The organism is Achromobacter marplatensis (genome assembly GCF_002209535.1).
GTDB classification, from domain to species: domain Bacteria; phylum Pseudomonadota; class Gammaproteobacteria; order Burkholderiales; family Burkholderiaceae_B; genus Achromobacter; species Achromobacter marplatensis.
The window spans coordinates 1-26,538 of sequence record NZ_NJIG01000031.1; the positions used below are offsets into that span (position 1 = coordinate 1).

21 protein-coding genes are annotated in these 26,538 nt (G+C 64.4%); 8 read left to right on the top strand and 13 right to left on the bottom strand.

The annotated features are described in order from the left end of the window. Window positions 1-841: 841 nt before the first annotated feature. The 3 genes from rng to CEY09_RS31060 all read left to right on the top strand — a co-directional run bounded on the left by rng (window position 842) and on the right by CEY09_RS31060 (window position 3,826). Window positions 842-2,305: a ribonuclease G gene (gene rng, locus CEY09_RS31050; RefSeq protein ID WP_035213236.1), complete on the top strand. Its 1,464-nt coding sequence runs from the start codon at window positions 842-844 to the stop codon at window positions 2,303-2,305. Between the two features lie 30 nt (window positions 2,306-2,335). After that, window positions 2,336-2,914: a hypothetical protein gene (locus CEY09_RS31055; RefSeq protein ID WP_088591585.1), complete on the top strand. Its 579-nt coding sequence runs from the start codon at window positions 2,336-2,338 to the stop codon at window positions 2,912-2,914. Window positions 2,915-3,124: 210 nt separating this feature from the next. Further along, the gene (locus tag CEY09_RS31060) at window positions 3,125-3,826 is read left to right on the top strand and encodes a DUF3053 domain-containing protein (RefSeq protein ID WP_006224866.1); all 702 of its coding nucleotides are present in this window, start codon (window positions 3,125-3,127) and stop codon (window positions 3,824-3,826) included. Between the two features lie 26 nt (window positions 3,827-3,852). Here the strand turns inward: CEY09_RS31060 and CEY09_RS31065 are convergent, their stop codons facing one another. Beyond that, a complete protein-coding gene (locus CEY09_RS31065; protein WP_088591586.1) occupies window positions 3,853-5,319 on the bottom strand; it encodes a sensor domain-containing diguanylate cyclase in 1,467 nt (488 codons plus the stop codon). Window positions 5,320-5,483: 164 nt separating this feature from the next. On the opposite strand from CEY09_RS31065, the gene CEY09_RS31070 reads away from it, so the two are divergent. Continuing rightward, window positions 5,484-6,629 carry a GGDEF domain-containing protein gene (locus tag CEY09_RS31070; protein WP_088591587.1) on the top strand — a complete coding sequence of 382 codons (1,146 nt, stop codon included), beginning with the start codon at window positions 5,484-5,486 and terminating at the stop codon, window positions 6,627-6,629. 30 nt (window positions 6,630-6,659) lie between these two features. Here the strand turns inward: CEY09_RS31070 and CEY09_RS31075 are convergent, their stop codons facing one another. The 3 genes from CEY09_RS31075 to msbA all read right to left on the bottom strand — a co-directional run bounded on the left by CEY09_RS31075 (window position 6,660) and on the right by msbA (window position 10,745). Continuing rightward, a complete protein-coding gene (locus tag CEY09_RS31075) occupies window positions 6,660-6,890 on the bottom strand; it encodes a hypothetical protein (RefSeq protein ID WP_088591601.1) in 231 nt (76 codons plus the stop codon). A 136-nt stretch (window positions 6,891-7,026) separates the two neighbouring features. Further along, window positions 7,027-8,832, bottom strand: a complete 1,806-nt coding sequence (locus CEY09_RS31080; protein ID WP_088591588.1) for a monovalent cation:proton antiporter-2 (CPA2) family protein — start codon at window positions 8,830-8,832, stop codon at window positions 7,027-7,029. Between the two features lie 137 nt (window positions 8,833-8,969). Further along, window positions 8,970-10,745 (bottom strand): lipid A export permease/ATP-binding protein MsbA, encoded by a 1,776-nt coding sequence (gene msbA / locus CEY09_RS31085; protein WP_088591589.1) that lies wholly within the window; start codon window positions 10,743-10,745, stop codon window positions 8,970-8,972. A gap of 106 nt (window positions 10,746-10,851) precedes the next feature. On the opposite strand from msbA, the gene CEY09_RS31090 reads away from it, so the two are divergent. The 3 genes from CEY09_RS31090 to CEY09_RS31100 are packed head-to-tail and all read left to right on the top strand — an operon-like array spanning window position 10,852 to window position 12,885. Then, window positions 10,852-11,823, top strand: a complete 972-nt coding sequence (locus tag CEY09_RS31090; protein ID WP_088591590.1) for a glycosyltransferase family 9 protein — start codon at window positions 10,852-10,854, stop codon at window positions 11,821-11,823. A gap of 16 nt (window positions 11,824-11,839) precedes the next feature. Next, window positions 11,840-12,604 (top strand): YdcF family protein, encoded by a 765-nt coding sequence (locus CEY09_RS31095; RefSeq protein WP_088591591.1) that lies wholly within the window; start codon window positions 11,840-11,842, stop codon window positions 12,602-12,604. After that, a complete protein-coding gene (locus CEY09_RS31100) occupies window positions 12,601-12,885 on the top strand; it encodes a YkgJ family cysteine cluster protein (RefSeq protein WP_088591602.1) in 285 nt (94 codons plus the stop codon). The genes CEY09_RS31095 and CEY09_RS31100 overlap by 4 nt, the downstream gene beginning before the upstream one ends. 8 nt (window positions 12,886-12,893) lie before the next feature. On the opposite strand, the gene CEY09_RS31105 is transcribed toward CEY09_RS31100, so the two are convergent. The 7 genes from CEY09_RS31105 to dnaE are packed head-to-tail and all read right to left on the bottom strand — an operon-like array spanning window position 12,894 to window position 22,057. Beyond that, window positions 12,894-14,042, bottom strand: coding sequence for a glycosyltransferase family 4 protein (locus tag CEY09_RS31105; protein ID WP_088591592.1), 1,149 nt, complete (start codon window positions 14,040-14,042; stop codon window positions 12,894-12,896). Further along, entirely contained in the window at window positions 14,017-14,742 is a 726-nt protein-coding gene (locus CEY09_RS31110) for a polysaccharide deacetylase family protein (protein ID WP_006224876.1), read from the bottom strand. Before CEY09_RS31110 ends, CEY09_RS31105 begins: the two co-directional genes overlap by 26 nt. A gap of 8 nt (window positions 14,743-14,750) precedes the next feature. Then, window positions 14,751-15,875: a glycosyltransferase gene (locus CEY09_RS31115; RefSeq protein WP_088591593.1), complete on the bottom strand. Its 1,125-nt coding sequence runs from the start codon at window positions 15,873-15,875 to the stop codon at window positions 14,751-14,753. Further along, window positions 15,872-16,624 (bottom strand): glycosyltransferase family 2 protein, encoded by a 753-nt coding sequence (locus tag CEY09_RS31120; RefSeq protein WP_088591594.1) that lies wholly within the window; start codon window positions 16,622-16,624, stop codon window positions 15,872-15,874. The genes CEY09_RS31115 and CEY09_RS31120 overlap by 4 nt, the downstream gene beginning before the upstream one ends. Beyond that, window positions 16,621-17,469, bottom strand: a complete 849-nt coding sequence (locus CEY09_RS31125; protein ID WP_088591595.1) for a polysaccharide deacetylase family protein — start codon at window positions 17,467-17,469, stop codon at window positions 16,621-16,623. The genes CEY09_RS31120 and CEY09_RS31125 overlap by 4 nt, the downstream gene beginning before the upstream one ends. Then, entirely contained in the window at window positions 17,466-18,566 is a 1,101-nt protein-coding gene (locus CEY09_RS31130) for a glycosyltransferase family 4 protein (RefSeq protein WP_088591596.1), read from the bottom strand. The genes CEY09_RS31125 and CEY09_RS31130 overlap by 4 nt, the downstream gene beginning before the upstream one ends. Then, complete coding sequence (gene dnaE, locus CEY09_RS31135; RefSeq protein ID WP_088591597.1) at window positions 18,566-22,057, bottom strand: DNA polymerase III subunit alpha; 3,492 nt, start codon at window positions 22,055-22,057, stop codon at window positions 18,566-18,568. Before dnaE ends, CEY09_RS31130 begins: the two co-directional genes overlap by 1 nt. 128 nt (window positions 22,058-22,185) lie before the next feature. On the opposite strand from dnaE, the gene lpxO reads away from it, so the two are divergent. After that, complete coding sequence (gene lpxO, locus CEY09_RS31140) at window positions 22,186-23,085, top strand: lipid A hydroxylase LpxO (RefSeq protein ID WP_088591598.1); 900 nt, start codon at window positions 22,186-22,188, stop codon at window positions 23,083-23,085. Window positions 23,086-23,137: 52 nt separating this feature from the next. Here the strand turns inward: lpxO and CEY09_RS31145 are convergent, their stop codons facing one another. Both CEY09_RS31145 and CEY09_RS31150 read right to left on the bottom strand, forming a co-directional pair. After that, window positions 23,138-24,433 carry an ABC transporter ATP-binding protein gene (locus CEY09_RS31145; protein WP_088591599.1) on the bottom strand — a complete coding sequence of 432 codons (1,296 nt, stop codon included), beginning with the start codon at window positions 24,431-24,433 and terminating at the stop codon, window positions 23,138-23,140. Between the two features lie 8 nt (window positions 24,434-24,441). Beyond that, entirely contained in the window at window positions 24,442-26,175 is a 1,734-nt protein-coding gene (locus CEY09_RS31150; RefSeq protein WP_088591600.1) for an ABC transporter permease, read from the bottom strand. Window positions 26,176-26,538 lie beyond the last annotated feature (363 nt).

The window sequence follows — 26,538 nt, forward strand, 5'->3', positions numbered from 1 at the left end:
ACTGCTACTCGCTGAACCCAACCGCTTCGCTGCGGCTTTCGCCTTGCGTCGCTTGCTGTTTTCAGCAGCAGAGAGGCGAGATTATGAAGGAGTTTTTATCGCTTGTCAAGTCAGCTTCGCTCGCTTTCGCGCCCCACTTTCTTGCTTGCGACCCCTTCGGATCTGCTCTCTTTAGCAGTTATCGAAACATCAGAAGCACCCGTTCGGGTTAACCCTAAGTTTTCGGCAACTGCCAAGCCTGAAACTATAACACAACTTTTGCAGATTATGCAACCGGCTTTTGCCTGACTTGCACCCTATCTTGCAACCCCGCCGCTTTCGCGGACAGCCCAGAATCCTGGGGTTGGTTACTGCTCAGGTGGCTAGCGAGAGATTCGGGTAAACCCTGAATCAACATCACCAGCCAAGCCCAAGACTATAGCACGATTTTTGCAGATTACGCAACTGGCTTTTGCCTGATTTGCTGCAATCCTTGCAATAACCGCTTGGCGCTCATTCCTGAACCCGTTCGCGGCAGACTTGGCTGGGTTGCCCCGGGTTTTCACCTTGCCTTGCCTGTTGTGCTTGCTTGGCTTCGCGGTTCAAAAAACGTCTGAACTGCGAAGGAGCGAGACTATAGCACAAGTTTTGGGGCTGTCATGCGGGGCGAGAAAGAAAATTGCCAGGACATCGCGCCGGCGACTGTGAGGATCTGCCTCCCTCTATATAGAGAGGCCAGGATTTGCCTGCCTCTCTATATATAGTTGCCCTGCCCGGCTTGCCTCCCCTTGGGGTACGTTTACTATTCGCCTGTACGCCGCACCTAATTGGAGACGAACACGCTATGCCCCCAGCCATCGCCCTGAGCGAAGATATCCTGATCAACGTCACCCCCTTTGAAACCCGCGTTGCGCTGGTCGAGCTGGGGTCCGTCCAGGAGCTGCACGTGGAACGCAGCATCCAGCGGGGCCATGTCGGCAATATCTATCTGGGACGGGTGGTTCGCGTGCTGCCTGGCATGCAAAGCGCTTTCATCGACATCGGGCTGGAACGTGCGGCCTTCATCCATATCGCGGACCTGCGCGAAAACCGTAGTGAGCGCAGCCAGGGCCTGACGCCCACGCCCATCGAAAAGCTGCTGTTTGAGGGACAGACCATCATGGTCCAGGTGGTCAAGGACCCCTTGGGCACCAAGGGTGCGCGCCTGTCGACCCAGATCAGCATGGCCGGGCGGATGCTCGTGTATCTACCGCATGATCCGCACATCGGTATTTCGCAGAAGATCGATTCCGAGTCCGAGCGCATCCAGCTGCGGGAACGCGTGCAGGCGTTGATGCCGGCCGAGGAAAAAGGCGGATTCATCGTCCGCACCCAGGCCGAGGGCGCCAACGACGAGGAACTGACGGCCGACCTGGAATATTTGAGGAAGCTTTGGGCCAGCGTTCAGGCTGCGGCCCGCACCCAGCCCGCCCCCGCCCTGCTTCACCAGGACCTGACGCTGGCGCAACGGGTCCTGCGCGACATGGTGGGCCCGGGCACGGGCACCATTCTGGTGGACTCGCGCACGACCAGCGCGGCCATGCTGGAATGGGCACGCATTTACACGCCGTCGGTGGTGGACCGCATTCAGCATTACAGCGGCGAACGGCCGCTGTTCGATACCGCCAACGTGGACGATGAGATCGCGCGCGCGCTGTCGCGCCGCGTGGACCTGAAGTCCGGCGGTTACCTGATCATCGACCAGACCGAAGCGCTGACCACGGTGGACGTCAACACCGGTGGCTTCGTGGGCGGGCGCAATTTCGACGACACCATCTTCAAGACCAATCTGGAGGCGGCCCAGGCCATTGCCCGCCAGCTTCGGCTGCGCAACCTGGGCGGGATCGTCATCCTGGACTTCATCGACATGGAAGAACAGGAGCATCGCGATACGGTTCTGGCCGAACTCAAAAAGGCTCTGTCACGCGACCGCACGCGCATGACCGTCAACGGCTTTACGCAATTGGGCCTGGTGGAGATGACGCGCAAGCGCACGCGAGATTCGCTGGCGCATCAGTTGTGCGAGCCCTGCCCCATGTGCGAATCGCGCGGCAATGTGCGCACACCGCGCACGGTCTGCTATGAGATCCTGCGCGAGATCCTGCGCGAGGCTCGCCAGTTCAACCCCAAGGAATTCCGCATTCTTGCATCGCAAGACGTGGTGGACCTGTTCCTGGAAGAGGAAAGCCAACACTTGGCGATGCTGGGTGACTTCGTGGGTAAGCGCGTGTCGCTGGAAGTGGAGAGCACGTACTCGCAGGAGAAGTACGACATCATTTTGGTCTGATTTTCACTGCGCGCCCTCCTTTCTCCGTATATGGATCTGACGCTCGCCCGAGTCCTGCTGTTCGGCTTAAGCCTGGCAGGCATCCCGCTGCTTGTCTTCGCCATTCGCTTGATCTCCGGCGCGTTTGCCGAAAAGATCCTTGTGGAAGTGCCCTATCGAAAAAAAGAGGCGTCGTTTTTGATTGCGACGGCGGGCACCTACGCCATCTGGCAAAAGGCGCCGCTGTTCAAGAGGACGCCCGTTGGCGAATTCCGTCCGGAAGTGCGGTCCAGCGCGTCTGGCCAACCGTTGCCGCTGCGTGCCTCTCTATTGCGGCCCACCGTCAACAATGGGCTCACGGGCCGAATGGAGCTGTTCACGTTCTTCGCGCCGGCCGGCCAGTACAAGATCGAGTTGGTGGAAGGCGCAAGCGTTTCCAAGGTCGAACTGGCGCTTTCGGCGCTAGTGCCTATTCGGAAGATGGTGCCCCCCGATGACTATTGCCTGCAAGTGACGAAAGCGCGCTCGCCCTTCATTCTGTTGGCGGGAATCTTTCTGTGCCTGATCGCGGCGGGCTGCATCATCGGAGGATTTGTTTTAGGGATAGTGGCGCATCAACTGATCGCATAGACCGTTGCGCTTCGCATTGCCCCTCTCGCGCGATAGCAGGTTGCCGACTTCTTTTCAACGCGATCTGTATGGATTGTGTGTCTTAACAATTCGTTTGAAATGAAGTTTGAAACCGATGGCGGCGCGAGGAGGTAGCCGATAAGCTGCGGGCGCTTTGCGGGGTAACGCCCCGCCTGGCGCTTTTTTCTTATGCTTTCGGAGGTCAATGCAATGAAGTCCCTATTCCGTCCGTTCCTGGTGCTGGTCGCAGCGTTGCCGCTGGTGCTGGCGGCCTGCGGCAACAAGGAGCCTGAACAGCGCGCGGCATTCACGCAGTTCCTGCAAACCCGCATCGTCGACAAACCCGGCGTGCGCGTGCCCACGTTGACGGATGAAGAGAAGAAGTCCTTTGGCGATTACGCGGCGCACTACGCCGTGATCACCGACTTCAATTCCAGCATGGACGCATCGGTCAAGCCCCTGTCAGGCATCATGCAGAAGGGCGCCGTGCGTTCGCTGAACGATATCTTGACGCGCCGCGATGACCTGAAGAACGTGCAGACGTCCATCAACGACATGGGCGCGGCATTGAAGGAACAGAAAGCGAAAGCCGACGCTGCGCGTGCGCAGTTGAAGCAACCCGACGACCTGAAGGCCGTGTACGACAAAGCCTATGACAAGACCGTGAGCCTGCCGGCCGATACGTTCCGCGATGTGTTGCCGCAGTTGAACGCCACGTTCGACAGCAGCTTGAAGATCGCCGATTACGTCGATGCCCATAAGGCGCAGATCGAGATTTCGGGCTCTATCGTGAAGGTGCAGGATCCGGCCGTGCAAGCCGAGCTGAATCAGCTGCTGCAAGACCTGAATGCCCAGGCGAAAAACCTGCAACAGGCCAACACGCGCATGCAAGCCGTGATGCTGGGCCGCTGATTGACGGCATGCCCGCCCGCCGACGATCAGATCGAGACCACCCGGTTGCGGCCGGTTTTCTTGGCCTGGTAGACCGCGGCGTCGGCGGCTTCAACCAAGGCGGATGCCTCGTCCTCCGCCTTGGGAATCGCGGTAGCGACGCCGATGCTGACCGTGACCATCCCGCCGTCATTGTCCTGGTGCGGGACGCGCAGTTCGGCAATTGCGCGCCGGATCGTCTCCGCGATGCTCATCGCACGTTGCCCGCTGGTGTTCGGCAACAACACCACGAACTCTTCGCCCCCGTAGCGCGCCGCCAGGTCGCGCGGACGGCGGGCATTTTTCTTTAGCGTCGACGCGATCCGCTTGAGCAGTTCGTCGCCTTCCTGATGGCCATAGCGATCGTTGTAGAGCTTGAAGCGGTCGGCATCCAGGAACAGCAGCGACAACGGTTGGCTGTCGCGCCGCGCGGCCTGCCATTCGCGCTCCAGCGTTTCATCAAACGTGCGGCGGTTGGGGATGCCGGTCAGGCCGTCGGTCTGCGCCTGTATTTCCAGCTGCATCTCGAAAGCACGCCTTAAACGCATCTCGCGCCGAAACAGCACGATCTGCGCCATGACCGACAGGAACAGCGCCAGCGTGACCGGAACGACCAGCGCGGCGCGCCGGACCCAGGGTGCGAGGATGTCGTCCACCGCCAGCGCGACGTTGATGACCAGCGGCGTGTTGTTGATTTTCTGGAACGTGTGCAAGCGCTTGACGCCGTCCGGCGACAACGTGCCTACGAACGCGCCCTCGCGGCGGACCAGGAATTGCTGGAAATCCTGCGGGAAATCGAATTCGCGGCCCATGTCCGACAGCGAGTAGGGATTGCGGACGAGCACCACGCCGTCGTTGCGGAACACGGTGATCGCGTCGCGTTCGCCGATCGACAGCGTGCCAAAACGGTCGCGGAAGTACGCCAGCCGCAGCGAACCGACGACGACGCCCGCGAAACTGCCGTCCGGACGGGAAATCCGCCGGCTGATGGCGATGCTCTCGTCTCCGCCGCGCAAGGGGCTGCGATACGGACGGCTGACATACATGCCGACGTCGTCGGCGTCGCGATGGACCTGGAAGTAGTCCCAATCGGAGAGATTCCGTTCGGAGGGGCTGATGTCGACCGAGGCATAGCGCACGTTGCCGTTTTCGTCGAGCACGCCGATGGCGCCCAGGTATTCCGCCGAGGACGAACGGTCGAACAGGAAGCGATGCAGCGCTTCGCCTTTGACGAGTTCGATGCCGGGTTCGCGCAGGCGTTCGACCACCCCTTGCAGCGACAGGTCGTACACGTGCAGCGTGCGGCTGATGTCGGCTGCCAGCACGCCGGTCAGGTTATGCCCTGCCGTATAGGCGGATTCCCAGGTCATGCGCCTGTCGATCCACAGCAATGCCACCGCGGCCGCACAGATGCCGATCGCGACCAGCCCGGCCAGCGCGTACAGGGTGCGATGCAAAAATCCACGCGACTTCAATGCGGCGCTCCTTCACGATGGCGGTCGGGATGTCGTGGCGGGTGTCTTTGGCGGCCTATCCGGCAAGATAATGCCGCTACCCCGCGCCCTGCGCAAGATCACGGCTGGCAGACTCGCGCATAACCCGTGCATCGCCCGCGCCGCCCAGCTACGATGTCGCTCCTATGACCCACGACGATCGCATTTACAGCCTGCCCCGCTGGCAGGTCACCCAGTGGCTGGTCAACCCCGGAGGGGATGTGCCGGCGGATATCCGCGTGGCGCTGATCGGCGGGCTGTTCGGGTCGCTGCCCATCTTCTTTGGCGGCATCATCAACACGTTGCTGGTGGCCGCCCTCATCACCTTCCGCCATCCTGAACCGGCATTCCTGTTGTGGCTCGCGCTGGAGTTGCTGGTGTGCCTGTCGCGGATCAAGGTGCTGGTAAGCGCCCGCAAAGCGGCATCTGCAAACCTGCCCACACCCACCGACCTGTATGTGGTGCTGGCGCTGCTGTGGGCGTCGAGCGTGGGATACGGCACGTTCATCAGTTTGATCAGCGGCGACTGGATCGCGGCGACCGTGGCGTGCCTGTCCGCTGCGTCGATGGTGGGTGGCATTTGCGTCCGCAATTTCGGCGCGCCACGGATGTCGGCGGTCATGGTGGCATTGAGCGTCGGACCTTGCGCGCTGGGTGCCCTGTTCACCCAAGAGCCGATTTTCTGGTTGGTGCTGGTTCAGGTGCCGCTCTATATGACGTCCATGTCGATGGCGTCCTACCGGCTGAACGGGATGCTGGTGTCGACCATGCTGGCCGAGCGCGAAAACGAGCGGCATGCGCGCCAGGATTCGCTGACCGGCCTGCTGAACCGCCATGGACTGTTTCAGGCGCTGGATCAAGCGGTCAACGAGGCCCGTCCGGGACACCGGGAATTCGCCGTGCTGTATCTAGATCTGGACGGATTCAAGGCGGTGAACGACACCTATGGGCATGCCGCGGGCGATGCGCTGCTCAAGCAAGTATCAGAACGTCTGTTGGCGCTGATTCCACACGGCGCCGTGGCGGCGCGCATTGGTGGGGATGAATTCGTCCTGCTGATCCGCGAAACGCCCGACAGCCAAGCGCAGGCGGTCGGTGAGCGGATCGTGCAGTCCGTCTCGCAGCCCTACGATCTGGAACAGGAAAATCCGATTTCCATTGGCGGCAGCGTCGGGATCGCGTTGATTCCCCGCCACGGCGCCGATACGGCGGCCGTCCTGCATGCGGCGGACCGAGCACTTTACCTGGCGAAATCGGCTGGCAAACGCCGCACAGCGATGGCGCAAGCCTGAGCTCCGGACGCCCCGCGCCCGGAGCTGCCCTTACGACACCGCCGTAGCGGCGATGCGGAAGGGGAAGGCTCGGACGCCCCGCACCCTGTCGGTCTCGCGATGCGCGCTGATCGCCCAGGCGGGGCCAGCCCCGCCTGTGGACGACATCAGCTGGCGCATGGCACCGGCCGAAAACCCGCACTGCAAGGCCCGCGCCTGGCGCCGGGCAAGCTCAACACCCACAGCGTGCGGCGTCGTGAAACTACGATCCGATTGCAGCATGGCAGCCCCCTGGCAAATGCTCTTCATCAGTGAAGAGTCAGTGCAATTGAGACTACCCCAGTCTTTCGGGTTTGCGCGTGAAATGATACGTAAAGTAATGCAAAGATGCGGAAATATAGCGCGCGAAATAAGACTGTCATGCCAATGGGTTAGCGGCAGCCTCGGCGGTTTCGCGGTCCGGCTTGTCGTTCTTGCCGTCCGCGGGGCCCGTCATATTGCCGTACAGCAGCGAACGGCCGGCAAACAAGCCACCCGCCACTTCGAGGTCGAAACGCTCGGTATCGCGCCGACGGACGTCTTCCACCACCTCGGCTGCCTCGTCAGGCGGGACGCCAATGAGGCGTAATGCGGCTTCGCCGAACACCAGGGCGGATTCCAGGGTCTCGCGCACCTGGTAGTCCACCCCTTCCTTGGCGAGCGCCAAGGAATGGATCCGGTCGTAGGCGCGCACCACTACCCGGACCAGCGGGAATTCGGACTTGATCAACTTGACCATGTGATTCACGGCCTGGGGATTGTCGATGCAGATCAGGATGGCGCACGCGTGTTCGGCGCCGGCGGTACGCAGCATGTCGATACGTGTTCCGTCCCCGTAATAGACCTTGACCCCCCACTTGGCCGCCGCCCGGATCGCGTCGGTGTCGGTATCCAGGATGGAAACCGTCAGGTCGCGGGCCAGCATCGCCTGGGTGACGATCTGCCCGAACCGGCCGAAACCGACGATCAAGGCGCAGCCATCCAGATCCTTGGCGACATCTACGTCGTCCATGGAGGGGGTGGGCTTGGGCAGCAACCAACGCAGCGCCAGCACACACAGCGGCGTCAGCGCCATCGAAATGATGACGACGGCTGTCAGCACCGCACCGGTATGCGCATCGAAAATGCCGGCTGCCGCCGCCGCGCCGTAGAGCACGAAGGCGAATTCGCCGCCCTGGGCCAGCAGCGCGGTGCGGGTCATGGCTTCGGCGTGGGAGGCGCGCAGCAGCCGCGCCACCACGTACACGCCCACGGACTTGACCAGCATGAACACCAGCACGGCCGCCAAGATCAGCGGCCATTCCCGGGCCACGGCGGACAGGTCGAGCGACATGCCCACCCCCAGGAAGAACAGGCCGAGCAAGATCCCGCGAAAGGGCTCGACCTCGGCCTCCAATTGGTGGCGGAACGTAGACTCCGACAACAGGACGCCGGCCAGGAAGGCGCCCATCGCCATCGACAGGCCGCCCAGCTCCATCAATAGCGCCGCCCCCAGCACGACCAGCAAGGCGGCCGCCGTCATGACTTCGCGGGCATGGGCGGCGGCCAATAGCCGGAACAGCGGGTTCAGCAGCCAGCGGCCCGCCGCCAACAGCGCCAGGATGCATCCCACCGCAATCGCGGACTGCGTCCAGGGATCGCCGTGTTCGGTATTGCCGGCAGGCGCCAGCAAGGCGACGAGCGCCAGCAACGGCACGATGGCCAGGTCTTCCAGCAGCAGGATGGAGACGATGCGCTGGCCCTGGCCGGTTGCGCTGTCGCCGCGTTCACCCAGGATCTGCATCACGATAGCCGTGGACGACAGCACAAACCCCATCGCTGCCATGAAGGCAGCGGGGCCGGACAGGCCGGCCAGCAGGCCAACCACCGTCAGCAGCGCGCCGCACGTCAACACCTGGGCCACGCCCAGGCCGAATATTTCGCCGCGCAGCTTCCATAGGCGCGAAGGCTGCATTTCCAGCCCGATGATGAAGAGGAACATCACCACGCCGAGTTCTGCCACGTGCAGGATGGATTTCGGATCAGAGAAGAAACCGATCCCGAACGGACCAATGGCCAGGCCTGCCGCCAGGTAGCCCAGCACGGATCCCAGCCCCAGCCGCTTGAATATCGGAACGGCGATGACGGCCGCGCCCAGCAAGACGACGACGTTGACGAGTTGATTGCCTTCGGTAGGCAGAGCCATGTGGCGCTCCAGGTTGTACAGCGGGGGGCCTGCTCCATTTTCCGGCAATCCGGGGGATTGGCAATCCGGAACTACGGCAGGCTGTAGACAAAAAAACCGCCACAAGCTGTGGCGGTTGGAAGGGTGTCGGTTTGCGGTCAGTCGTCGCGGAACTGCATCTTGTAGAGCGAGGCGTACAGGCCATTGGCGGCCAGCAGCTCGGAGTGCGGGCCTTGTTCGACGATCTTGCCGGCGTCCAGCACGATGATGCGGTCGGCGTTCTGGACGGTGGACAGGCGGTGCGCGATGACCAGCGTGGTGCGGCCCTTCATCAGGCGTTCCAGCGAGGCCTGCACCTGGCGCTCGGACTCGTTGTCCAGGGCGGACGTGGCTTCGTCCAGGATCAGGATGGGCGCGTTCTTGATCAGCGCGCGGGCGATCGCCAGGCGCTGACGCTGGCCACCCGACAGGCGCGCGGCGTTCTCGCCCACCGGGGTATTGATGCCCTGCGGCAGGCCTTCCACGAAATCCAGCAGGTTGGCGGCCGCCAGGGCGTCGCGCACCTTTTGTTCGCTGGATTTGCCCAACGCGCCATAGCCGACGTTGGCGGCGATGGTGTCGTCGAACAGCACCACGTCCTGGCTGACCAGCGACAGGTGCGAGCGCAGGCTGCGCAAGGTCAGGTCGTTGATGGGCGTGTCGTCCACCAGGATCGACCCGCTGTCGGCCAGCACGAAGCGCGGCAGCATGTTGACGAGCGTGGTCTTACCGCTGCCCGAACGGCCCACCAGGGCGACGGTCTGGCCGGGTTCGACGACGAAGGAGATGTCATTGACCGTGTCGCGGTCGGCGTCGGGGAAGCGGTGCTTGACGTTGCGGAATTCCACCTTGCCGCGCACCGGTTCGGCCAGTTCCTTCGTGCCGGTGTCGTTCTCGGGCGTCTGGTCGATCAGCGTGAACACGCTTTCCGCCGACACCAGCATCTTCTGCATGCGGGCGGCGACGTTGGTCAGGCGCTTGATGGGATCGAAAATCTGCGCCAGCGCAGCCATGAAGGAAGCGAAGCTGCCGACGGTAAGCGCGCCGCTGTTGGCCTGGCTGAGCGCGACGGCGATGACCGCGCCGACCGAAATGGAGATGCAGACCTGCGTCAGCGGGGTCAAGGCGGCGTCGGCCGTGGCGGTACGCATGGCGAAGCGGCGCAGGCGGCGGCTGACGAAATCGAAACGGCCGCGTTCGACTTCGTAACCGTCGAACAGTTTGATGACGCGCTGGCCGTCGATGCCTTCGCCGACCACGCGCGTCAGCTCGGCGTTCATGTTGACGGTGTCGCGGTTGATGCGGCGCAGGCGCTTGATGAAGAAGCGCGAAATCAGCACCGAAACCGGCAGCATGATCAGGATGATCAGCGTCAGCACCCACGACATGTAGAGCAACACGCAGATCAGGGCCAGCACCACCAGGGTTTCGCGTACCAGCACCGTGATGACGTCGGTGGCGTAACCCGTGACGTTGCCGGCGTCGATCGTGAAGCGGTTGAGCAGCCGGCCGGTGTCGCCGCGCTTGAAGTCCGAATCGGGCAGGCCCAGCAGCCGTTCGAACATGTCGCGGCGCATGCCCAGCAACACATTGTTGGCCACCCAGGCCAGCAGATAGTCGCTGAAGAAGTTGCAGATCCCGCGCAGCAGGATCAGGCCCACGACCGCCAGCGGCAAGGCCCAGACATAATAGGGTTTGGCCCCCGAAAAACCGCCGTCCAGCAAGGGCTTCATAATGACGGCCAGAACGGGTTGCGTGGCCGCCGCGCCCGCCATCAGCAGGACAGCCAGCAGCAAGCCCTTCCAGTAGGAACCCACGCGGCTGTAGATCCGGCTCCAGAGTTCAGACTTGACGGGGTTGGAATCCGCGGGTGCGTTGCGTACGGCAGAATTCAAAGGGAACACTCGCTTTTATACAATTGTGCCCGGGATTGTACCGGCTACGCGCCGCCGCGCTGTACCGCCCACCCTCATTTCAGCCCCTATCGCCCTTCGCCCATCCATGTCCGAAATCAGTTGCTTGTACGTCCGGTTACCCAATTGGGTGGGCGACGTTTGCATGAGTTTGCCCAGCCTGCGCGCCCTGCAGGCCAGCGGCCTGCCCCTGGTGATCTGCGCCCGCCCCTGGGCGCGCGACCTCCTGGATGGCGTGGCCAAGCAGGATTTCGTCCCCATGCGCGGCAAGGTCGGCCCCGACCGGGCCGCCGTCAGCGCCCACCGGCGCAGCCTGGGCGCCCTGGGCCGCCGCGCCCGCGGCCTGCTGCTGCCGGACTCCCTGTCCAGCGCGCTGGTCTTCCGGCTGGCGGGCCTGCCTTCGGCCGGTTACCGGGACGACGGCCGCAGCTTCCTCTTGCGCTGGCCCATCGCCAAGCCCGACGAGTCGCTGCACGCCGTGCAGTCCTGGCATCACCTTACCCGCGAGGCCCTGACCCGCTGGGGGCTGCCGTCCGGCCCCGCCCAGCCGGGCCCCACCCTGGACCTGCCGCTGACGCCCGCCCATCAGGAAGCCGCCGACAAGGCGCTGCTGGCCGCCGGGCTCACCGCCCAGCGCTTTGTATTGATCGCCCCGACGGCTACCGGCCTGCACAAGGGCAAGATCAAGGTTTGGCCGGGATTCGATACACTGACCCGCGCCTTACAGGCATGCGGCCATACCGTGGTAATGTGCCCCCCTCCGGCCGAAACCGACGAGGCACGGCGCAATGCCCCCACGGCGCAGTTGCTCCCCCCCTTGTCGCTGGGCGCCTTTGCCGCGTTGACGGCCCGGGCGGCGCTGGTGATTTGTAACGATTCCGGTGTCTCGCACGTCGCGGCGGCGGCATCTGCCCGGGAACTCGCGCTGTTTGGCGTGACCCGCCCCGGACGCACCGGTCCGTGGTCCCCCCGGGCGGTATGCGTGGGATCGGAGCTGGCTTGGCCGTCCGTCGAAGAAGTTGAACAGCAGGCCATCACTCTGCTGGGCGGGACGAAGTAATCAGGATAGTTTTGACATGACCTTTTCCAGCTACCTCACGAATCTGATCATTCCTTACAACCTGTGCGTGACCTTGGTCGTCATCGGTCTGGTGCTGGGCCTGTTCCGGCTGCGCAAGACCGGCGGCGCCATCATTGCCGCGGGCTTGCTGTGGGCCCTGGCGTGGTCGCTGCCGGCGACCTCGCTGTGGCTGGGCGGCGCACTGGAAAGCCGCTATCCGCACCTGCCTCCGGCGGATTCGCCCACGGCGGACGCGATCGTGGTGCTGGGCGGCAATACGGCCAACGGCCGGGCCAACTGGTTCCTGCCCTATGACAAGGAGACCGCCGTGGTGCGTGTGGACACGGCGGCCCAGCTTTACCTGGCCGGCCGCGCGCCCAAGGTTGTGCTGTCGGGCGGGGCTCTGGAAGGCGACGTCAGCGAGGCCCGCGGCATGGCGCATGCCATCCGCCAGCAAGGCGTGCCTGAAGCCGCCCTGATCCTGGAAAACTCCAGCCGCACCACCTACGAAAACGCTGCCCTGACCGAGGATACGTTGAAGTCGCGCGGTATCGGCAAGGTATTGCTGGTGACGTCGGCGCTGCACATGCCGCGCGCGATGGCGGCCTTCTCCAAGCAAGGCGTGGAAGCCATCGCCGCCCCCGCCCCGCCGCAGATCGTGGCGCCCACGGATGGTTCGCTATCGCTGTGGATACCCGACCAGCGCACCTTCGACGCCAGCCGCTCCATCATCAAGGAATACGCCGGCCTGTTCGTATATTGGCTACGCGGATGGGTATGAGCCTGACGGCTGCGCCTGCCCTGGACTGCCGGGCGGGCTGCGGGGCCTGTTGCATCGCCCCGTCGATCACCCGGCCGATTCCGGGGATGCCCAACGGCAAGCCGGCGGGCGTGCCCTGTATCCAATTGCTGCCGGACATGCGCTGCGCGATCTTCGGCCAGCCGTCCCGGCCGGATTTCTGCGGCGGATTGCAACCCCAGCAAGACATGTGCGGGCCCGACCGCGAACACGCGGTCCGCTGGCTGGCGGACCTGGAACGGGCGACCGCGCCAGGGCATTAAGGTCCGGCTCAGCTGCGCGCTTCCAGCACCTTTGCGTACAGCTCCTCATATCTTGAGGCAACCGTTTCCCAGCTTTGATCGCGGGCGATTTCCAGGCCGCGTTCGGTCAATGCCGCGCGCAGCTCGGGTTCCGAACCCAAGCGTTCCAGCGCTTGCGCCAGCTGGGCGCCGTCGCGCGGGTCTTGCAGGATCAGCGCGTCCTTGCCGGCGGAAAGATACTGCGCAAAGCCGCAGTACGCCGGCGAACTGACGACCACCGGCAGGCCGTGCGACATGGCCTCTAGCGGCGCCATGCCGTAGCTGTCGTTCAGCGTGGGATGCGCGTAGATGTCCGCCGCACTGAAATACTGGGCCACCTCGGGCGTCGGATCGACCAGCGTGACGCGATGGGCGATGCCGCTGGCGGCGCGGACCCGTTCGCGGGTGGGCTCATCCGCCCCCACGACCAGCAGCTTGTAATGGGCCGGCAACTGCGCCAGCGCATCCAGCAAGGCAGGCAAGCCTTTCCGCAGGGGGTTGCGGGCCACCAGCAGGCAACCGACCGTGCCGGCGTCCCAGCCCAGGCGAGAGCGGGTGGCATCCCGGCCGTTGGCCTCTTCGGCCGACGGCAATTTGACGCCGGGCGCGATGATGTCCACCGTCAACTGCTGGCCGTAACTGCGGTGAAGCTGATCCATGATCAAGCCGGACACAGCCACCACGCGCCGTGCGGGCGCACCGCGGACGCGCAGCTTTTCCAGCAGCAGGTAAGTGGCCAGCCGCGGGCTCAGCCAGGCCGTCACGCGCGCCAGCGGCCGGACGCGGGTGACGCGGTTATAGCGCACTGGCGTCACGTGCATGACCTGGATCTCTCCGGCCCAGCCGTTCATATGCGAATGCACGATGTCGAATTTCCCGCGCGTCAGCCGATCGGCCCGCCACGCGAAATACAGCACGCGCATCCAGCTAGGCAGCCAGCCGGGAAAGCGCACCGGCAGGAAACGGAACGGCAGGTCGCTGTCGAAGTCACGCGCCACGATTGAGATATCGTGGCGCTGGCCCAGGACGCGCATCAGCTCCACGCCATAGGCCTCCGCGCCTCCGAAGCGATTGCCGAAGCGGTCGACTAGCAGCGCAATGCGAAGCCGCCGCTCAGCGGCGCCGGCGCGTGTCTTCATACCGGGTCAGGCACTTCTGCAGGAAGCGGACGATATTGGTGGAACGCGCCACCGTCACCCGGGGCAGTCCGAACGGATCGTCGGACGCCGCCGCCAGGCCGCGCTGGGTCAGCGTGGCGTTGTCATAGCCGGCCTCACGCACCATGACGCGGTGCTCGGGTCCGTGGTCGCCATAGGGATAACAGAAAGCCGTGACGGGCGCGCCCAGCGCCTGTTCCAATTCGTCCTTGGATTCGACGATCTGGCGACGGGCCTCTTCAGGCGACATTTCGGGCAAATGCACATGGTCCAGCGTATGCGAGCCGACCTCGTTGCCGGCCTGCGCCCATTCACGCATTTCCTGCACGGTCATCAGGGCCGAAAAGGGAATGCCCTTTGCATGGTCCCAGACGTTGCTGCCGTCGAACTGACGCGCAACAAAATAATTAGTGGCGGTAAAGCCGAGTTCGCTCAGCACCGGCATCGCGTTGCGATGCACATTGCGGTAGCCGTCGTCGAACGTGACGCCGAACACCTTGCCCTGGCGCTCGCCGCGCACATAGGGCATGACGTCGCGCATCGACAGGCCGCGGTAGCCAAGGCGGCGCATCCAGCGCATCTGGCGGGCGAAGCTGTCGGGATGTACGGTCAACCCGCGAAACGGCGTGCCCTTGGGGTTGGGCTCGCCGATCTGGTGGTACATGAGAATAGGGATAGACATAGGCCGGATTATAGAGCCCGGCGTCCATCCAGCGTACGCTGGTAGACATCCACTGTGGCGGCAGCGAAACGGTTCAGATTGAAGTCGCGCAGGCTGGTTTCACGGGCACGGGCGCCCATGGCGCGTACCGTGTCCGGATGGTCCAGCATGAACCGCAGCTTGGCCGTCATGGCGGGCACGTCGCGCACCGGCACGATCCAGCCGTCCACGCCGTCAGTCACGTTCTCGGGCAGCCCGCCCACGTCGGTCACCAGCGCTGGAAGCCCCAAGCCCATGATCTCTCGGCACGCGAAGGAAAGCGCTTCGCGGTAGGACAGCACGAAGCCGGCATGGCAGGAAGCCAGCGCAGCGCGCACGTCATCGAGCAGCCCGGGGAAGCGGACCTGATCGATCATGCCCAGCTCTCGCACGCGGGCCAGTTTGGCCTCGGAGGGCGGATCGCCCGCCACCATCAGCAGCACGCGCGCCTTGTCGGCGGGCGGCAAGGCGGCTACGGCGGCCACCAGGTCCAGCCAGCCCTTGTCGTAGTCGGTGCCGCCGGCGCTGCCCAGCAGCAGCTTGCCCTGCCAGGACGGGCCGAAGATCAGCGCGCGCAGCTTGTCCAGGCTTTCGGGCGGCGGCGGGGCGAAGAAGTTCGTGTCGATGCCGTGCCGGATGGTGGTGATGGGGCGCTTGCTGTAGGGCGAACGCTGCATCAGGCCATGGACGTAATCGCTGACGGCAATGCCGTGGTCGGTCGCCAGCGCGACCCGCAGCTTGTGGCCGAAGCTCGCGAGCGGATGGTCGTTGTGCTTGGTGAACACGATGCGCGGACGGCGGGCCATGCCCAGCGTCGCCAGCATCACCTGCTTGTGGTCGGCCGATCCGTTGACATGGATGATGTCGAAGCGCCCCGCCTTGATCAGGCGGCGCAACTGCGAGCGATCCTTGAACCAGGACGACGGGCGCGTCGTGTATTGCATGTCGACTACGGTCACGCCGGGAATGGCGCGGGCGTAGCGGTGCAGCCGGCTGGTGGCGGGCGCCGCCACGGTGATCTCGTGATCACGGGCCAGGGCCTTCGCCAGGTTGATGATGTAGGTGACGTGCCCCCCGCCATTGCCGGCGTGGAAGTTCGTGTAGAGGATCTTCACTTCTGCTTCTCGGCCAGGAACATCAGCTTGGAATAGCGGAAGAAACTGCCTGCCGCCGCCGTCACCGCCAGCACCAGCCCGTGCCTGCCATCCAGGAAACCGCGCCGGATGAGATAGATGCGCACGAATGTCCAAAAACCGTGACCCAAGGCGCCGAAGACCGAGGTGCGGCGCCCCTTGGCATACATCATCGCCGCCGCGTCCGATGAATAGCGGTTGACCTTGTTGATCAGCGCATCCAGGTTGTCGTACGGATAATGGTTGAAGTAGCCCTGCAGCTTGATGGGCTGGCCGTTGGCGGGCACCACGCGCTCGTGCACGGCGGCGTCGGTGAAGCGTGCCGTGCCGCGCTTGAAGAGGCGCAGCACGTAATCGGGCCACCAGCCGCTGTGGCGGATGTCCTTGCCGCAGAAATTCGACAGCCGGGCGATCTCGTAGGCGTCGGCGCGCGGGTTCGCCAGCACGTCCTGGATTTCACGGGCCAACTCGGGCGTGACGCGCTCGTCGGCGTCGATGGACAGCACCCAGTCGCCCGTCGCCAAATCCAGCGCACGGTTCTTCTGAGGGCCGAAGCCGGGCCAGTCGGGCGTGATTTCAACGCGGGCGCCCAGCGCCTGCGCCAATTCGACGGTGCCGTCGGTGCTGCCCGAATCCACCACGATGAATTCGTCGGCGAAGGCCACGGATTTAAGGCAGGCGGCGATGTTCGCCGCTTCGTTCTTGGTGATGATGATGACTGATAGCTTCATCCGCGATTCCTAAGACGCTTTTTCCAGGCTTTCCAGGCGTGGTAGCGCGGCCCCCAGAACGGGTCGCGCGACAGCCAGATGCGCCGGTTCAGCCAGGTTCCGCCCTGGTTGCGCACCGCGAAACGGTAGATGTGCTCGGGGTCCGCGCCAGGGGTGTTCTGTCCGAAAGGGTCGGTAGTGTACAAGTGCGCAAAGCCCGCCTGCCGGGCGGCAGCGACGTAATCCGCATCGAAATAGCCTTGCGGCCAGCAAAGATGGTCGCTGACGGATCCGAGGCGACGCACGAGCGTGTCGCGGGAGTCGTGCAGTTCCTGGGCAATATGGTCGCGCTTGGCGTCCACATCGGCGCCGCAGACCTTGTCCCAGCGGGTGTGGGTGTGCGTATGCGAATGGAATTCGAACGTGCCCGCGGCTTGCATGGCTTCGATCTCGCTCCAGCGCAGCATGGCGTCATCGGCGCGGCCGGCCGCTACCAGTTGTTTGCAGGCGTCGTGGTCGGGTGTGGCGGGCAACGGGCCGCCCTGCCCCGCATGCGGGCGCACGGGGCCATCGCCAATCCACCCAGTAATGGTGAACAGCACGGCGCGCATGCCGTGGCGCGCCAGCACGGGATGCGCGTGCACCCAGTTGTTCAGGTAGCCGTCGTCGAAAGTGATCAGCACGGAACGCTCGGGCGCCGCGCCGCCCGCCAGGTAGGCAGCGAACTGGGCGGCGGACAGCGATTGGTAGCCGGCCCGCGCCAGGCGCGAAACCTGGGCCTCGAACACGTCCGGCGTGGCTGCGATCATGCCGCCCGCAGGGGTGACATGGTGGTACATCAGCACGGGGACGTTGGGCGCATTCATGCCGCGCGCTCCGCCAGCCACTTCAAGTAGATGGCTTCGGTGGTTTCGGCCAGGCGGGCGGGCGAAAACACAGCTTCTTCCCAGACCATCTTGCGGCCGGCGTCGCCCATGCGACGGCGCAGGGCCGGGTCATCGATCAGGCGCTGCAAGGCGTCGGTGAGCGCCTGGGGATTCTTGGGCGGCACCAGGATGCCGGTATCGCCGTTGCGGAACATCTCGGCCACGCCACCCACATCGGTGCCGATCACCGGCAGGCCGCTGGCCTGCGCTTCGACATAGACGGTGCCGGACGCTTCCTGCTGCGTGGCCAGGGCGAACACGTCGAATCCCGCCAGCAGGTTGGGCACGTCGCGCCGCATGCCCATCAGATGGATGCGGTCTTGCAAGCCCAGCGTGGCCACGTAATCCTGGGTCTGCTCGAAGACAGGCGAGCCGCCGCCGACGAACACCAGATGCAGCTTGGGCCGGCTGGCCATCAGCGGCACAATCGCGTCGATCAGGTCCTTGTGGCCCTTGGTGGCGCGCATGACCGCCACGCAGCCGACGACGATATCGTCATCCGCCAGGCCGAGCTCATCGCGCAAGGTCGAACGTTCGACCGGCGGCGGCAGCACGATGGGCGAATAGACGGTGGCCACCTTATTGGCCGGCACGCCGCGCTGGATCAGGTATTTGCGCACATGATCACTGACCGTCGTGACCCTGTGCGGCAGACAGGTGTAGGACCACATCGATCCCACCTTGTTCGACAGATGGCGGGTCCGCACGATCAACGGGGTGCCCGCCAATCTGGCGGCCAGCGCTGCGATCACCGTATCACGCCGGCTGTGGGTGTTGAGCACGTCGAAGCGCCCTTCCTTCAGGATGCCGCGAACGGCGGCCACGCCCTTCAGGTAATTCACCGGCCCGTCCATATCGACCTTATGCACGGTAAAGCCGGCATCCGAAAGGCGTTCGACCAGGAGCGCCCTAGGCTGGCAGATGGCTTCGATATGGTGGCCGCGCGCGCGCATGGCCGTCATTTCCTTGAAGATCCGCCCTTCCTGACCGCCAAAGCTGGTGGCGGCTTCCGAATGCACGATACGCAGTTTTCGCATCAATAGGTGACCTCTACTCCGTCGGGCTTGGTCCAGGCATTCAGGTTCTCGAGCAGCGTGTCCGCCATGCGGACCCGCCACTCTTCGCCCAGCCGGACCGTGCACAGGAAATTGTTTTTGGTGTAGACGATATCAACCGGCACGCCGGGGATGCCGTTTTCGGGTTCGGCCCGGAACGGGTTCAGCATCTGGCGCAGGCGCGCCGCGTCGGCCGTCCCGTTGAGCTTGACCCTCAAGGACTTGGCGCGCGCTTCGCGGGCCAGCTGCAGGTCGTACAGCTGTTCGGCCACGATGCGCATGCCGCCGGAATAATCGTCGTTGCTGACCTTGCCCTGGACGATGACCAACTGGTCTTCGCGCAGGCGGTTGCGGTGCTTTTCGTAGAGCTCGTTGAATACCGAGATTTCCACCTGCGCGGTGCCGTCGTCCAGCACGGCGAACACCATCTTGCCGCGGCGGGTCATCATGACGCGCACGCTGGCCAGCACGCCGCACATCCATTGCAGGTCGCGCTGCGGTTCGACTCGCGCCAGCTGCATCGGCACGATGCGGCGCACTTCGTCACGCCAGGCGTCGAACAGGTGACCGCTGTAGTAGTAGCCCAGCGCGGACTTTTCTTCCGTCAGCTTCTTGTGCAGGTCCCAGGGCGCCACCTTGGCCAGTTCGCCGGCGACCACGTCGCCGCTGTCGTCGCCGAACAGCGAGGCCTGGTTGGCGCTGCGGGCTGCCTGCTCGGCGGCTTCCATGGCCGTGGGCACCGAGGCCAGCATCGCCGCGCGGTTCGGTTCGATGGTGTCGAACGCGCCCGCCTTGATCAGGGCTTCGATGGTGCGGCGGTTGACGGCCTGCTTGCCTACGCGGCGGCAGAAGTCGAACAGGTTCAGGAACGGGCCGCCTTCCTCGCGCGCACGCAGGATGTCTTCGACGGCGCCCTGGCCGGTGCCTTTGACCGCCCCCAGGCCGTAGCGCATGGTGCGGGGCGGCTTGCCCTTTTCGGTGTGCTTGTCGGCCACCGGCTCAAACCGGAAGCCCGAGAAATTGACGTCGGGCGGCAGCACCTCGACGCCGTTGTCCTGGGCGTCGCGGCAGAAGATCTGGACCTTGTCCGTGTCGTCCATATCGGACGACATGGTGGCGGCCAGGAATTCCGTCGGGTGATAGGCCTTGAGCCAGGCGGTCTGGTACGAGATCAGCGCGTAGGCGGCCGAGTGCGACTTGTTGAAGCCGTAGCCCGCGAACTTTTCCATCAGGTCGAAGAGTTTGACCGCCAGGTCGGGATCGTGGCCCTTTTCCTTGGCGCCTTGCTCGAACAGTTCGCGGTGCTTGGCCATTTCCTCGGGCTTTTTCTTGCCCATGGCGCGGCGCAGCAAGTCGGCGCCGCCCAGCGAGTAGCCCCCGATGATCTGCGAGATCAGCATCACCTGTTCCTGGTAGACGATGACCCCGTAGGTGCTCTTCAGGGTGCTTTCCAGGTCGTTGTGGAAGTAGTCCACTGCGGCGCGGCCATGCTTGCGGTTGACGAAGTCGTCCACCATGCCCGATTCCAGCGGCCCCGGACGATACAGGGCCAGCATGGCGATGATGTCTTCGAAGGTGTTCGGCCGCAGCTTTTTCAGCAGTTCCTTCATGCCGCGCGATTCCAGCTGGAACACGGCGGTGGTGTTGGCGTCGCACAGGATCTTGTAGGCGGCCGGATCGTCAAGCTCCAGCGCCATGACGTCGAAGTCGCGCTTGTCCTCGTTGAACTGGCGCACATAGCGCACGGCCCAGTCCAGGATGGTCAAGTTGCGCAAACCCAGGAAGTCGAACTTCACCAGGCCTGCGGCTTCGACGTCGTCCTTGTCGAATTGCGAGACCGCGCTGTTTTCCTGCCCCGGTTGGCAATACAGCGGGCAGAAATCGGTGAGCTTGCCCGGCGCGATGAGCACGCCGCCGGCATGCATGCCGATGTTGCGGGTCAGGCCTTCCAGCGGCTTGGCCAGGTCGACCAGCGCGCGCACTTCTTCTTCCTGCTCGTAGCGGTCCTTGAAGGCGGGTTCGTCCTTGAGGGTGCGTTCGAGCGTCCAGGGATCCATCGGGTTGAACGGGATCAGCTTGGACAGGCCGTCGCAGAACATGTAGGGCATGTCCAGCACGCGGCCGGCGTCGCGGACCACGGCTTTCGCGCCCAGCGTACCGAAGGTGGCGATCTGGCTCACGGCGGCGCGGCCGTACTTTTCCTTGACGTAGTCGATGACCCGTTCGCGGTTGTCCTGGCAGAAGTCGATATCGAAGTCGGGCATGGAGACCCGCTCGGGATTCAGGAAGCGCTCGAACAGCAAGTCATAGCGGATCGGGTCCAGGTCGGTAATGCCCAGCGCGTAGGCCACGAGCGAACCTGCCCCCGACCCCCGCCCCGGCCCCACCGGCACGCCGTTGTTCTTGCCCCAGTTGATGAAGTCCTGCACGATCAGGAAGTAGCCCGGGAAGCCCATCTGGATGATGGTCTTGCATTCCCAGCGCAGGCGTTCGTAGTACTGCTCGCGCTTGGACTCGCGTTCGGCCTCGTTGGGGAACAGGAACGCCATGCGCTTTTCCAGGCCCTCTTCCGACAACTGGACCAGGTAGTCGTCCAGCGTCACGCCGTCGGGCGTGGGGAAGTTGGGCAGGCGCGGCTTACCCAGCACCAGGCTCAGGTTGCAGCGCTTGGCAATTTCGACTGTGTTGGCCAGCGCCGAGGGCACGTCGGCGAAACGCCGCGCCATTTCCTCGGAGCTGAGCAGGTATTGTTCTTTGGTGAACCGGCGCACGCGGCGCGGGTTCGCCAGGATTTCACCTTCGGCGATGCAGACGCGGGCCTCGTGGGCCTGGAATTCGTATTCGTCCAGGAATTGCACGGGGTGCGTGGCCACGACCGGCAGGCCGGCTTCGCCCGCCAGCCGCATGGCCGCCTGCGTGTAGGCTTCGTCGCCGTCCATGCCCGCGCGCTGCAATTCGATGTAATAACTGCCCGGGAACAGGTGCGCCCATTGCCGCGCCAGCGCCAACGCCGATACGGCGTTGCCGGCGTCCAGCGCCTGGCCTACGTCGCCCATGCGTCCCCCTGACAGCGCGATCAGCCCTTCCTGGCCTTGCAGCCATTCGCGGCGGATTTCCGCCCGGCCCTTGCCCTGGTTCGTCAGGAAGGCCTTGGACAGCAATTCGCACAGGTTCAGGTAACCCTGATGGTTGCGCACCAGCAACAACAGCCGGAACGGCTTGGCCGGATCGTCGTCGTTGGTCAGCCAGACATCGCAGCCGGCGATGGGTTTTACCCCTGCGCCTCGCGCGCCCTTATAGAATTTGATCAGGCCGAAAAGGTTCGACAGATCGGTCAGCGCCACGGCTGGCTGGCCCAGCTTGGCGACGCGCTTGATGAGGTCGGAGATGCGCACGATGCCGTCCACCACCGAGAACTCGGAGTGGACGCGGAGATGCACAAAGGGGGTCGGGGTTGTTACGGCTTCGGACATAGCGGGAATTGTACCTAGTGATCCCGGTCCAAGCCGATGCGCCTGAGATTCCGCAAACGGCGCGCCACGGACCTTGTGTAACAATACTAGGTAGACATGACCCAACTGTCGCAGGACAACGATTACGTATGAAATGGCTAATACCCGGGATCTGGCTGGCCGCCATCCTGTTTGCCCACTTCCGAGGCCGAGTCAAGCTGCCGCTGGGCCGGCAGATGCTGGATCACTCGGTGCTGCTGGCTCCGATCAATGCCTTCATGGTGCTGGCCTCGCGAGTGCCGTCCACCCCCTACCTGACGACGAGCGAAATCGCCGAGCTCAAGGTGCTGGACGAGAACTGGGAAACCATCCGCGAAGAAGCCGTGCAAATGGCCGAGCTGCGCCGCATCAAGGCCGCCGACGCCCATAACGACATCGGCTTCAACTCCTTCTTCAAGTACGGCTGGAAGCGCTTCTACCTGAAGTGGTATGACGCCCGCCACCCGTCGGCAGAAGAACTGTGTCCCAAGACCGTCGCCATCCTGAAGACCCTGCCCAAGGTCAAGGCCGCGATGTTCGCCGAACTGCCGCCCGGCGGCCAGTTGAACCCGCACCGGGACCCGTTTGCCGGATCGCTGCGCTATCACCTGGGCCTGGTGACGCCCAACGACGACCGCTGCCACATCATCGTCGACGGCGAATCCTATAGCTGGCGCGACGGCGAAAGCGTGGTGTTCGACGAGACCTATGTGCACGAAGCCTACAACCACACCGATCAGAACCGGATCATCCTGTTCTGCGACGTGGAGCGTCCGCTGAAGTGGCGCTGGGCGGAGGCGTTCAACCGCTGGTTTGGCCGTGTGGTCATGTCGGCCGCCAGCTCGCCCAACGACGGCGGCGACCAGACCGGCGCCATCAACAAGCTGACGCACGCGCACTGGGTCATCGACCAGAAGCGCAAGGCGTTCAAGGCCTGGAACCGGACCGCCTACAAGGCGACCAAGTTCGGCCTGATCGCCCTGGTCATCATCGGCTTCATCGCCCTGTAATCCCGCGGGCAGCGCCCCGGGGCGGCTTGCGCCCCGGGCGTCCCTGCCCCGCTCAGGCCGCTTCGCGCACGGGCAGCGTCAACAGCCCCGTGTGGTAGTCGTAGCCGTAGATCTCGCCGTATCGGCCCCATTCCACCGCGATCTTCAGGACCCGTTCGGCCTCGTCGGGCTTCAGGAATTCCTCCAGCGAATCCAGGAAGTCCTTCTCAGGCAAGGCGCCGGTGGGCTCCTGCTCCAGGCTATGGCGGATGTGCGCGGCCAGCGGCACGTGCGCCAGCAGCTGCCGGCCGAAGATGGCCTGCTTCTGCCCTTGCTCGGCCTGCACATAGCGCTGGCCAAGCGGCGTCAGGAAGATGTCGCCGCGGTCGATCTGGGCCAGCCCGAACAGCCCCAGCGCTTCGCAAGCGGGCAGCAGGTCGTCATCTGAGATTTCGGCCTCTTCGGCCAGCTTGGGCAAATCGGCACGGCCGTTGAACGGCGCTTCGGCCAGGACGTCCAGCACGCCTTCCATGCGCTCGACCTCGGTCTGCGGAAACCGGTAACCCAGCCCTTGCTGGCGCGGTGTGGGCACGCCGTGCGCAGGGCGCATGGTCATCAGCGCGTAGACCTCGTCGATCAGCGCCCGCACCTGCGGCGAATCCCCGTCGCGCGGCCGCGGCAAGCCGATCAGCACCTGGCTGCGGACACGCCCCGGGTCACTGTCGAACACGATGATGCGGTCGGCCATCATCACCGCTTCCTCGATGTTGTGCGACACGATCAGGATGCCCTTGGTGGAGATGCGGCTTTCGTCCCACAATTCCAGCATGTCGTCGCGCAAGGTCTCGCCCGTCAGCACGTCCAGGGCCGAGAACGCCTCGTCCATCAGCAGCACGTCGGGGTTCATGACCAGTGCGCGCGCAATGCCCACTCGCTGGCGCATGCCGCCCGACAATTCGCGCGGCAAGGCGCCGCCGAAACCACCCAGGCCGATCAGGTCCAGCACGGCGTCGGCCCGCTTGGCGCGCTCGGCCGCCGGCACGCCCTGGGCCTCCAGGCCCAATTCGACGTTCTGCTGGGCGGTCAGCCACGGAAACAGGGCGAACGACTGGAACACCATCGCGATGCCCGACGCCGGGCCGTACACCGGCTGGCCCCGGTAGGTGACCGTGCCCTGGTCGGCGTTGACCAGGCCGGCCATGATGCGCAACAAGGTGGACTTGCCCGATCCGGACTTGCCCAGCAAGGCCACGATTTCGCCTTCCTTCAGCGTGAAATCCACGTGCTCCAGCACATGCCGCGCGGTACCGTCGGCCGCGCGGAACGACTTGCCGACGTCGTGCAGTTCGATCAGGACGTTGGGGTTCATGACTACTCCTAGCGGCCGCGGTCTTCGGCCAGCAAATACAGCTTGCGCCAGAAAAATCGGTTCAACAGCATCACGAACACGCACATCACGCCAATGCCCAGCGCGATGCGGTGGAAATCGCCCTGCTCGGTCATCTGCTTGATGTAGCTGCCCAGACCGTCGGCGACCAGCGAGGTCTTGCCCCAGGACACGTACTCGGCCACGATGCTGGCGTTCCACGACCCGCCGCTGGCGGTGATGGCGCCGGTGATGAAGCTGGGGAAGACAGCGGGCAGATACACGCGGCGCCAGCGCAACCAGCCTTTGAGCCCCAGGTTGTCGGCTGCCAGCCGCAGTTCGTTGGGGATAGTGGACGCGCCCGCCACGACGTTGAACAGGATGTACCACTGAGTGCCGAAGATGATCAGGGGGCTGAGCCAGATATTCGGGTTGAGCTGCCAGGCCACCATGACGTAGACCACGGCGGGAAACAGCAGGTTCACCGGGAACGCAGCCAGGAACTGCGCAACGGCCTGCACGCGCTGCGAATATCGGGGACGCAACCCGATCCATACCGCAACCGGCACCCAGACGACCGAGGCCAGCGCAATCAGCAGCATGACCCGGACCATCGTGATGCCACCCAGGCCCAGCACGTGCAGCACCTCGCCCCAGCCCACGTCCTGATGGACGAACACCACCAGCTTGTACGTCGCCAACAGGGCCGCGGCCGCAAGCAAAGCGTCCCAGACGCGGGTCCAGCGCGGATCGGGCACCTTCGCCCGCGCCCGGATGGAGGTGCCGTCATACGGCACGCTGAACCACCCCAGCGCACGGCGCATGCACGCCCAGAACGCATTCGACACCGCCTGCATCCAGCGGCTGCGCCGCGTCCAGTCCAGCAACCACGATTGCTGCGCGGCGTCGCCTTGCGATTCCTCGAACCGGAACTTGTCGGCCCAGGCCAGCAGCGGCCGGAAGAAGAGCTGGTCGTACAGCAGGATGCCCGCCATCATGGCGCCGATGGCCCAGGCGATGGCGCGGCCATCCTCGGCCTGGATCGCGACGGCGATGTAGGAGCCGATGCCGGGTAGTTTGATGTCTTGCCCCGCCACCGAGATGGCTTCGGCGGCCACCAGGAAGAACCAGCCGCCCGACATGGACATCATCATGTTCCACAGCAGCCCGGGCGTGGCGTAAGGCAGCTCCAGCCGCCAGAACCGCTGCCAGCCCGACAGCCGGAAGATCCGGGCAGCTTCGTTCAGTTCGGCCGGCACCGTGCGCATGGATTGATACAGGCTGAAGGCCATGTTCCAGGCCTGCGAGGTGAAGATCGCAAAGATCGCCGCGCATTCCACGCCCAGCAGGTTGCCGGGGAACAGCGCGATGAACGGGGCGATGGCGATGGCCTGGAAACCCAGGATCGGGACGGACTGCAGGATGTCCAGCATGGGGATCATCGCTTTTTCAGCCGTCCGGTACTTGGCGGCGATGGCGGCGAAGACGAAGCTGAACAGCAGGGAAAAGCCCAGCGCCGTGAACATCCGAAGGATGGTGCGCAAGAGGTAATAAGGCAGATAGGCCGGATCCAAGGAGATCGGCAGTTCCTCGCCCAATGCGAACGGGCGGCTCATTTGAGAGGCGCCGTAAGCCATCAAGGCCAGGATCCCCAGCACCAGGGGCAATAGCGCCCAATCCCAGCGGTTAGGGGTGGAGCGGGAGCCCGTTTTCGGGCGGGTCCGGGGGCTGAATAACTCGAACATATCGGGGATGTTCCAGGGCGCAAGGGGAGAGGCCAGCGAATTGGAGCATAACGAGATGACGGCGGTCTGAATTAGGGGTTTTGTCGGGTTTTTTTGGGGATTGGGGGTTTGGGGTGTTGCTTGGAAAGGTGGGTTCTTGAGATGGGTTTACGAGGTGGGGTTCTTGAGACGCCCGGCGTGGCGGGAGCCTGGGGGGCGCGGGGCAACGATTGCGGTCCGGAGCCTTCGCTCCGGACTGCCCCTGCGTCATCCTTGTATGGTGAGGGTGCGCCCTCTGCAGTGGGGAGGGCGCTGGGGTATGGGACGTCGTCATCCATCAGCCGGTAGGCGCCGGACTGCCACAACGAGAGCATCCCACCCCGC

What these genes read in the sequence shown, in the direction of transcription:
- CEY09_RS31055 (WP_088591585.1), top strand. Translation starts at nt 2,336, where the DNA reads ATGGATCTGACGCTCGCCCGAGTCCTGCTGTTCGGCTTAAGCCTGGCA.
- CEY09_RS31060 (WP_006224866.1), top strand. Translation starts at nt 3,125, where the DNA reads ATGAAGTCCCTATTCCGTCCGTTCCTGGTGCTGGTCGCAGCGTTGCCG.
- CEY09_RS31070 (WP_088591587.1), top strand. Translation starts at nt 5,484, where the DNA reads ATGACCCACGACGATCGCATTTACAGCCTGCCCCGCTGGCAGGTCACC.
- CEY09_RS31075 (WP_088591601.1), bottom strand. Translation starts at nt 6,890, where the DNA reads ATGCTGCAATCGGATCGTAGTTTCACGACGCCGCACGCTGTGGGTGTT.
- CEY09_RS31080 (WP_088591588.1), bottom strand. Translation starts at nt 8,832, where the DNA reads ATGGCTCTGCCTACCGAAGGCAATCAACTCGTCAACGTCGTCGTCTTG.
- CEY09_RS31090 (WP_088591590.1), top strand. Translation starts at nt 10,852, where the DNA reads ATGTCCGAAATCAGTTGCTTGTACGTCCGGTTACCCAATTGGGTGGGC.
- CEY09_RS31095 (WP_088591591.1), top strand. Translation starts at nt 11,840, where the DNA reads ATGACCTTTTCCAGCTACCTCACGAATCTGATCATTCCTTACAACCTG.
- CEY09_RS31100 (WP_088591602.1), top strand. Translation starts at nt 12,601, where the DNA reads ATGAGCCTGACGGCTGCGCCTGCCCTGGACTGCCGGGCGGGCTGCGGG.
- CEY09_RS31105 (WP_088591592.1), bottom strand. Translation starts at nt 14,042, where the DNA reads ATGAAGACACGCGCCGGCGCCGCTGAGCGGCGGCTTCGCATTGCGCTG.
- CEY09_RS31110 (WP_006224876.1), bottom strand. Translation starts at nt 14,742, where the DNA reads ATGTCTATCCCTATTCTCATGTACCACCAGATCGGCGAGCCCAACCCC.
- CEY09_RS31120 (WP_088591594.1), bottom strand. Translation starts at nt 16,624, where the DNA reads ATGAAGCTATCAGTCATCATCATCACCAAGAACGAAGCGGCGAACATC.
- CEY09_RS31125 (WP_088591595.1), bottom strand. Translation starts at nt 17,469, where the DNA reads ATGAATGCGCCCAACGTCCCCGTGCTGATGTACCACCATGTCACCCCT.
- CEY09_RS31130 (WP_088591596.1), bottom strand. Translation starts at nt 18,566, where the DNA reads ATGCGAAAACTGCGTATCGTGCATTCGGAAGCCGCCACCAGCTTTGGC.
- dnaE (WP_088591597.1), bottom strand. Translation starts at nt 22,057, where the DNA reads ATGTCCGAAGCCGTAACAACCCCGACCCCCTTTGTGCATCTCCGCGTC.
- lpxO (WP_088591598.1), top strand. Translation starts at nt 22,186, where the DNA reads ATGAAATGGCTAATACCCGGGATCTGGCTGGCCGCCATCCTGTTTGCC.
- CEY09_RS31145 (WP_088591599.1), bottom strand. Translation starts at nt 24,433, where the DNA reads ATGAACCCCAACGTCCTGATCGAACTGCACGACGTCGGCAAGTCGTTC.
- CEY09_RS31150 (WP_088591600.1), bottom strand. Translation starts at nt 26,175, where the DNA reads ATGTTCGAGTTATTCAGCCCCCGGACCCGCCCGAAAACGGGCTCCCGC.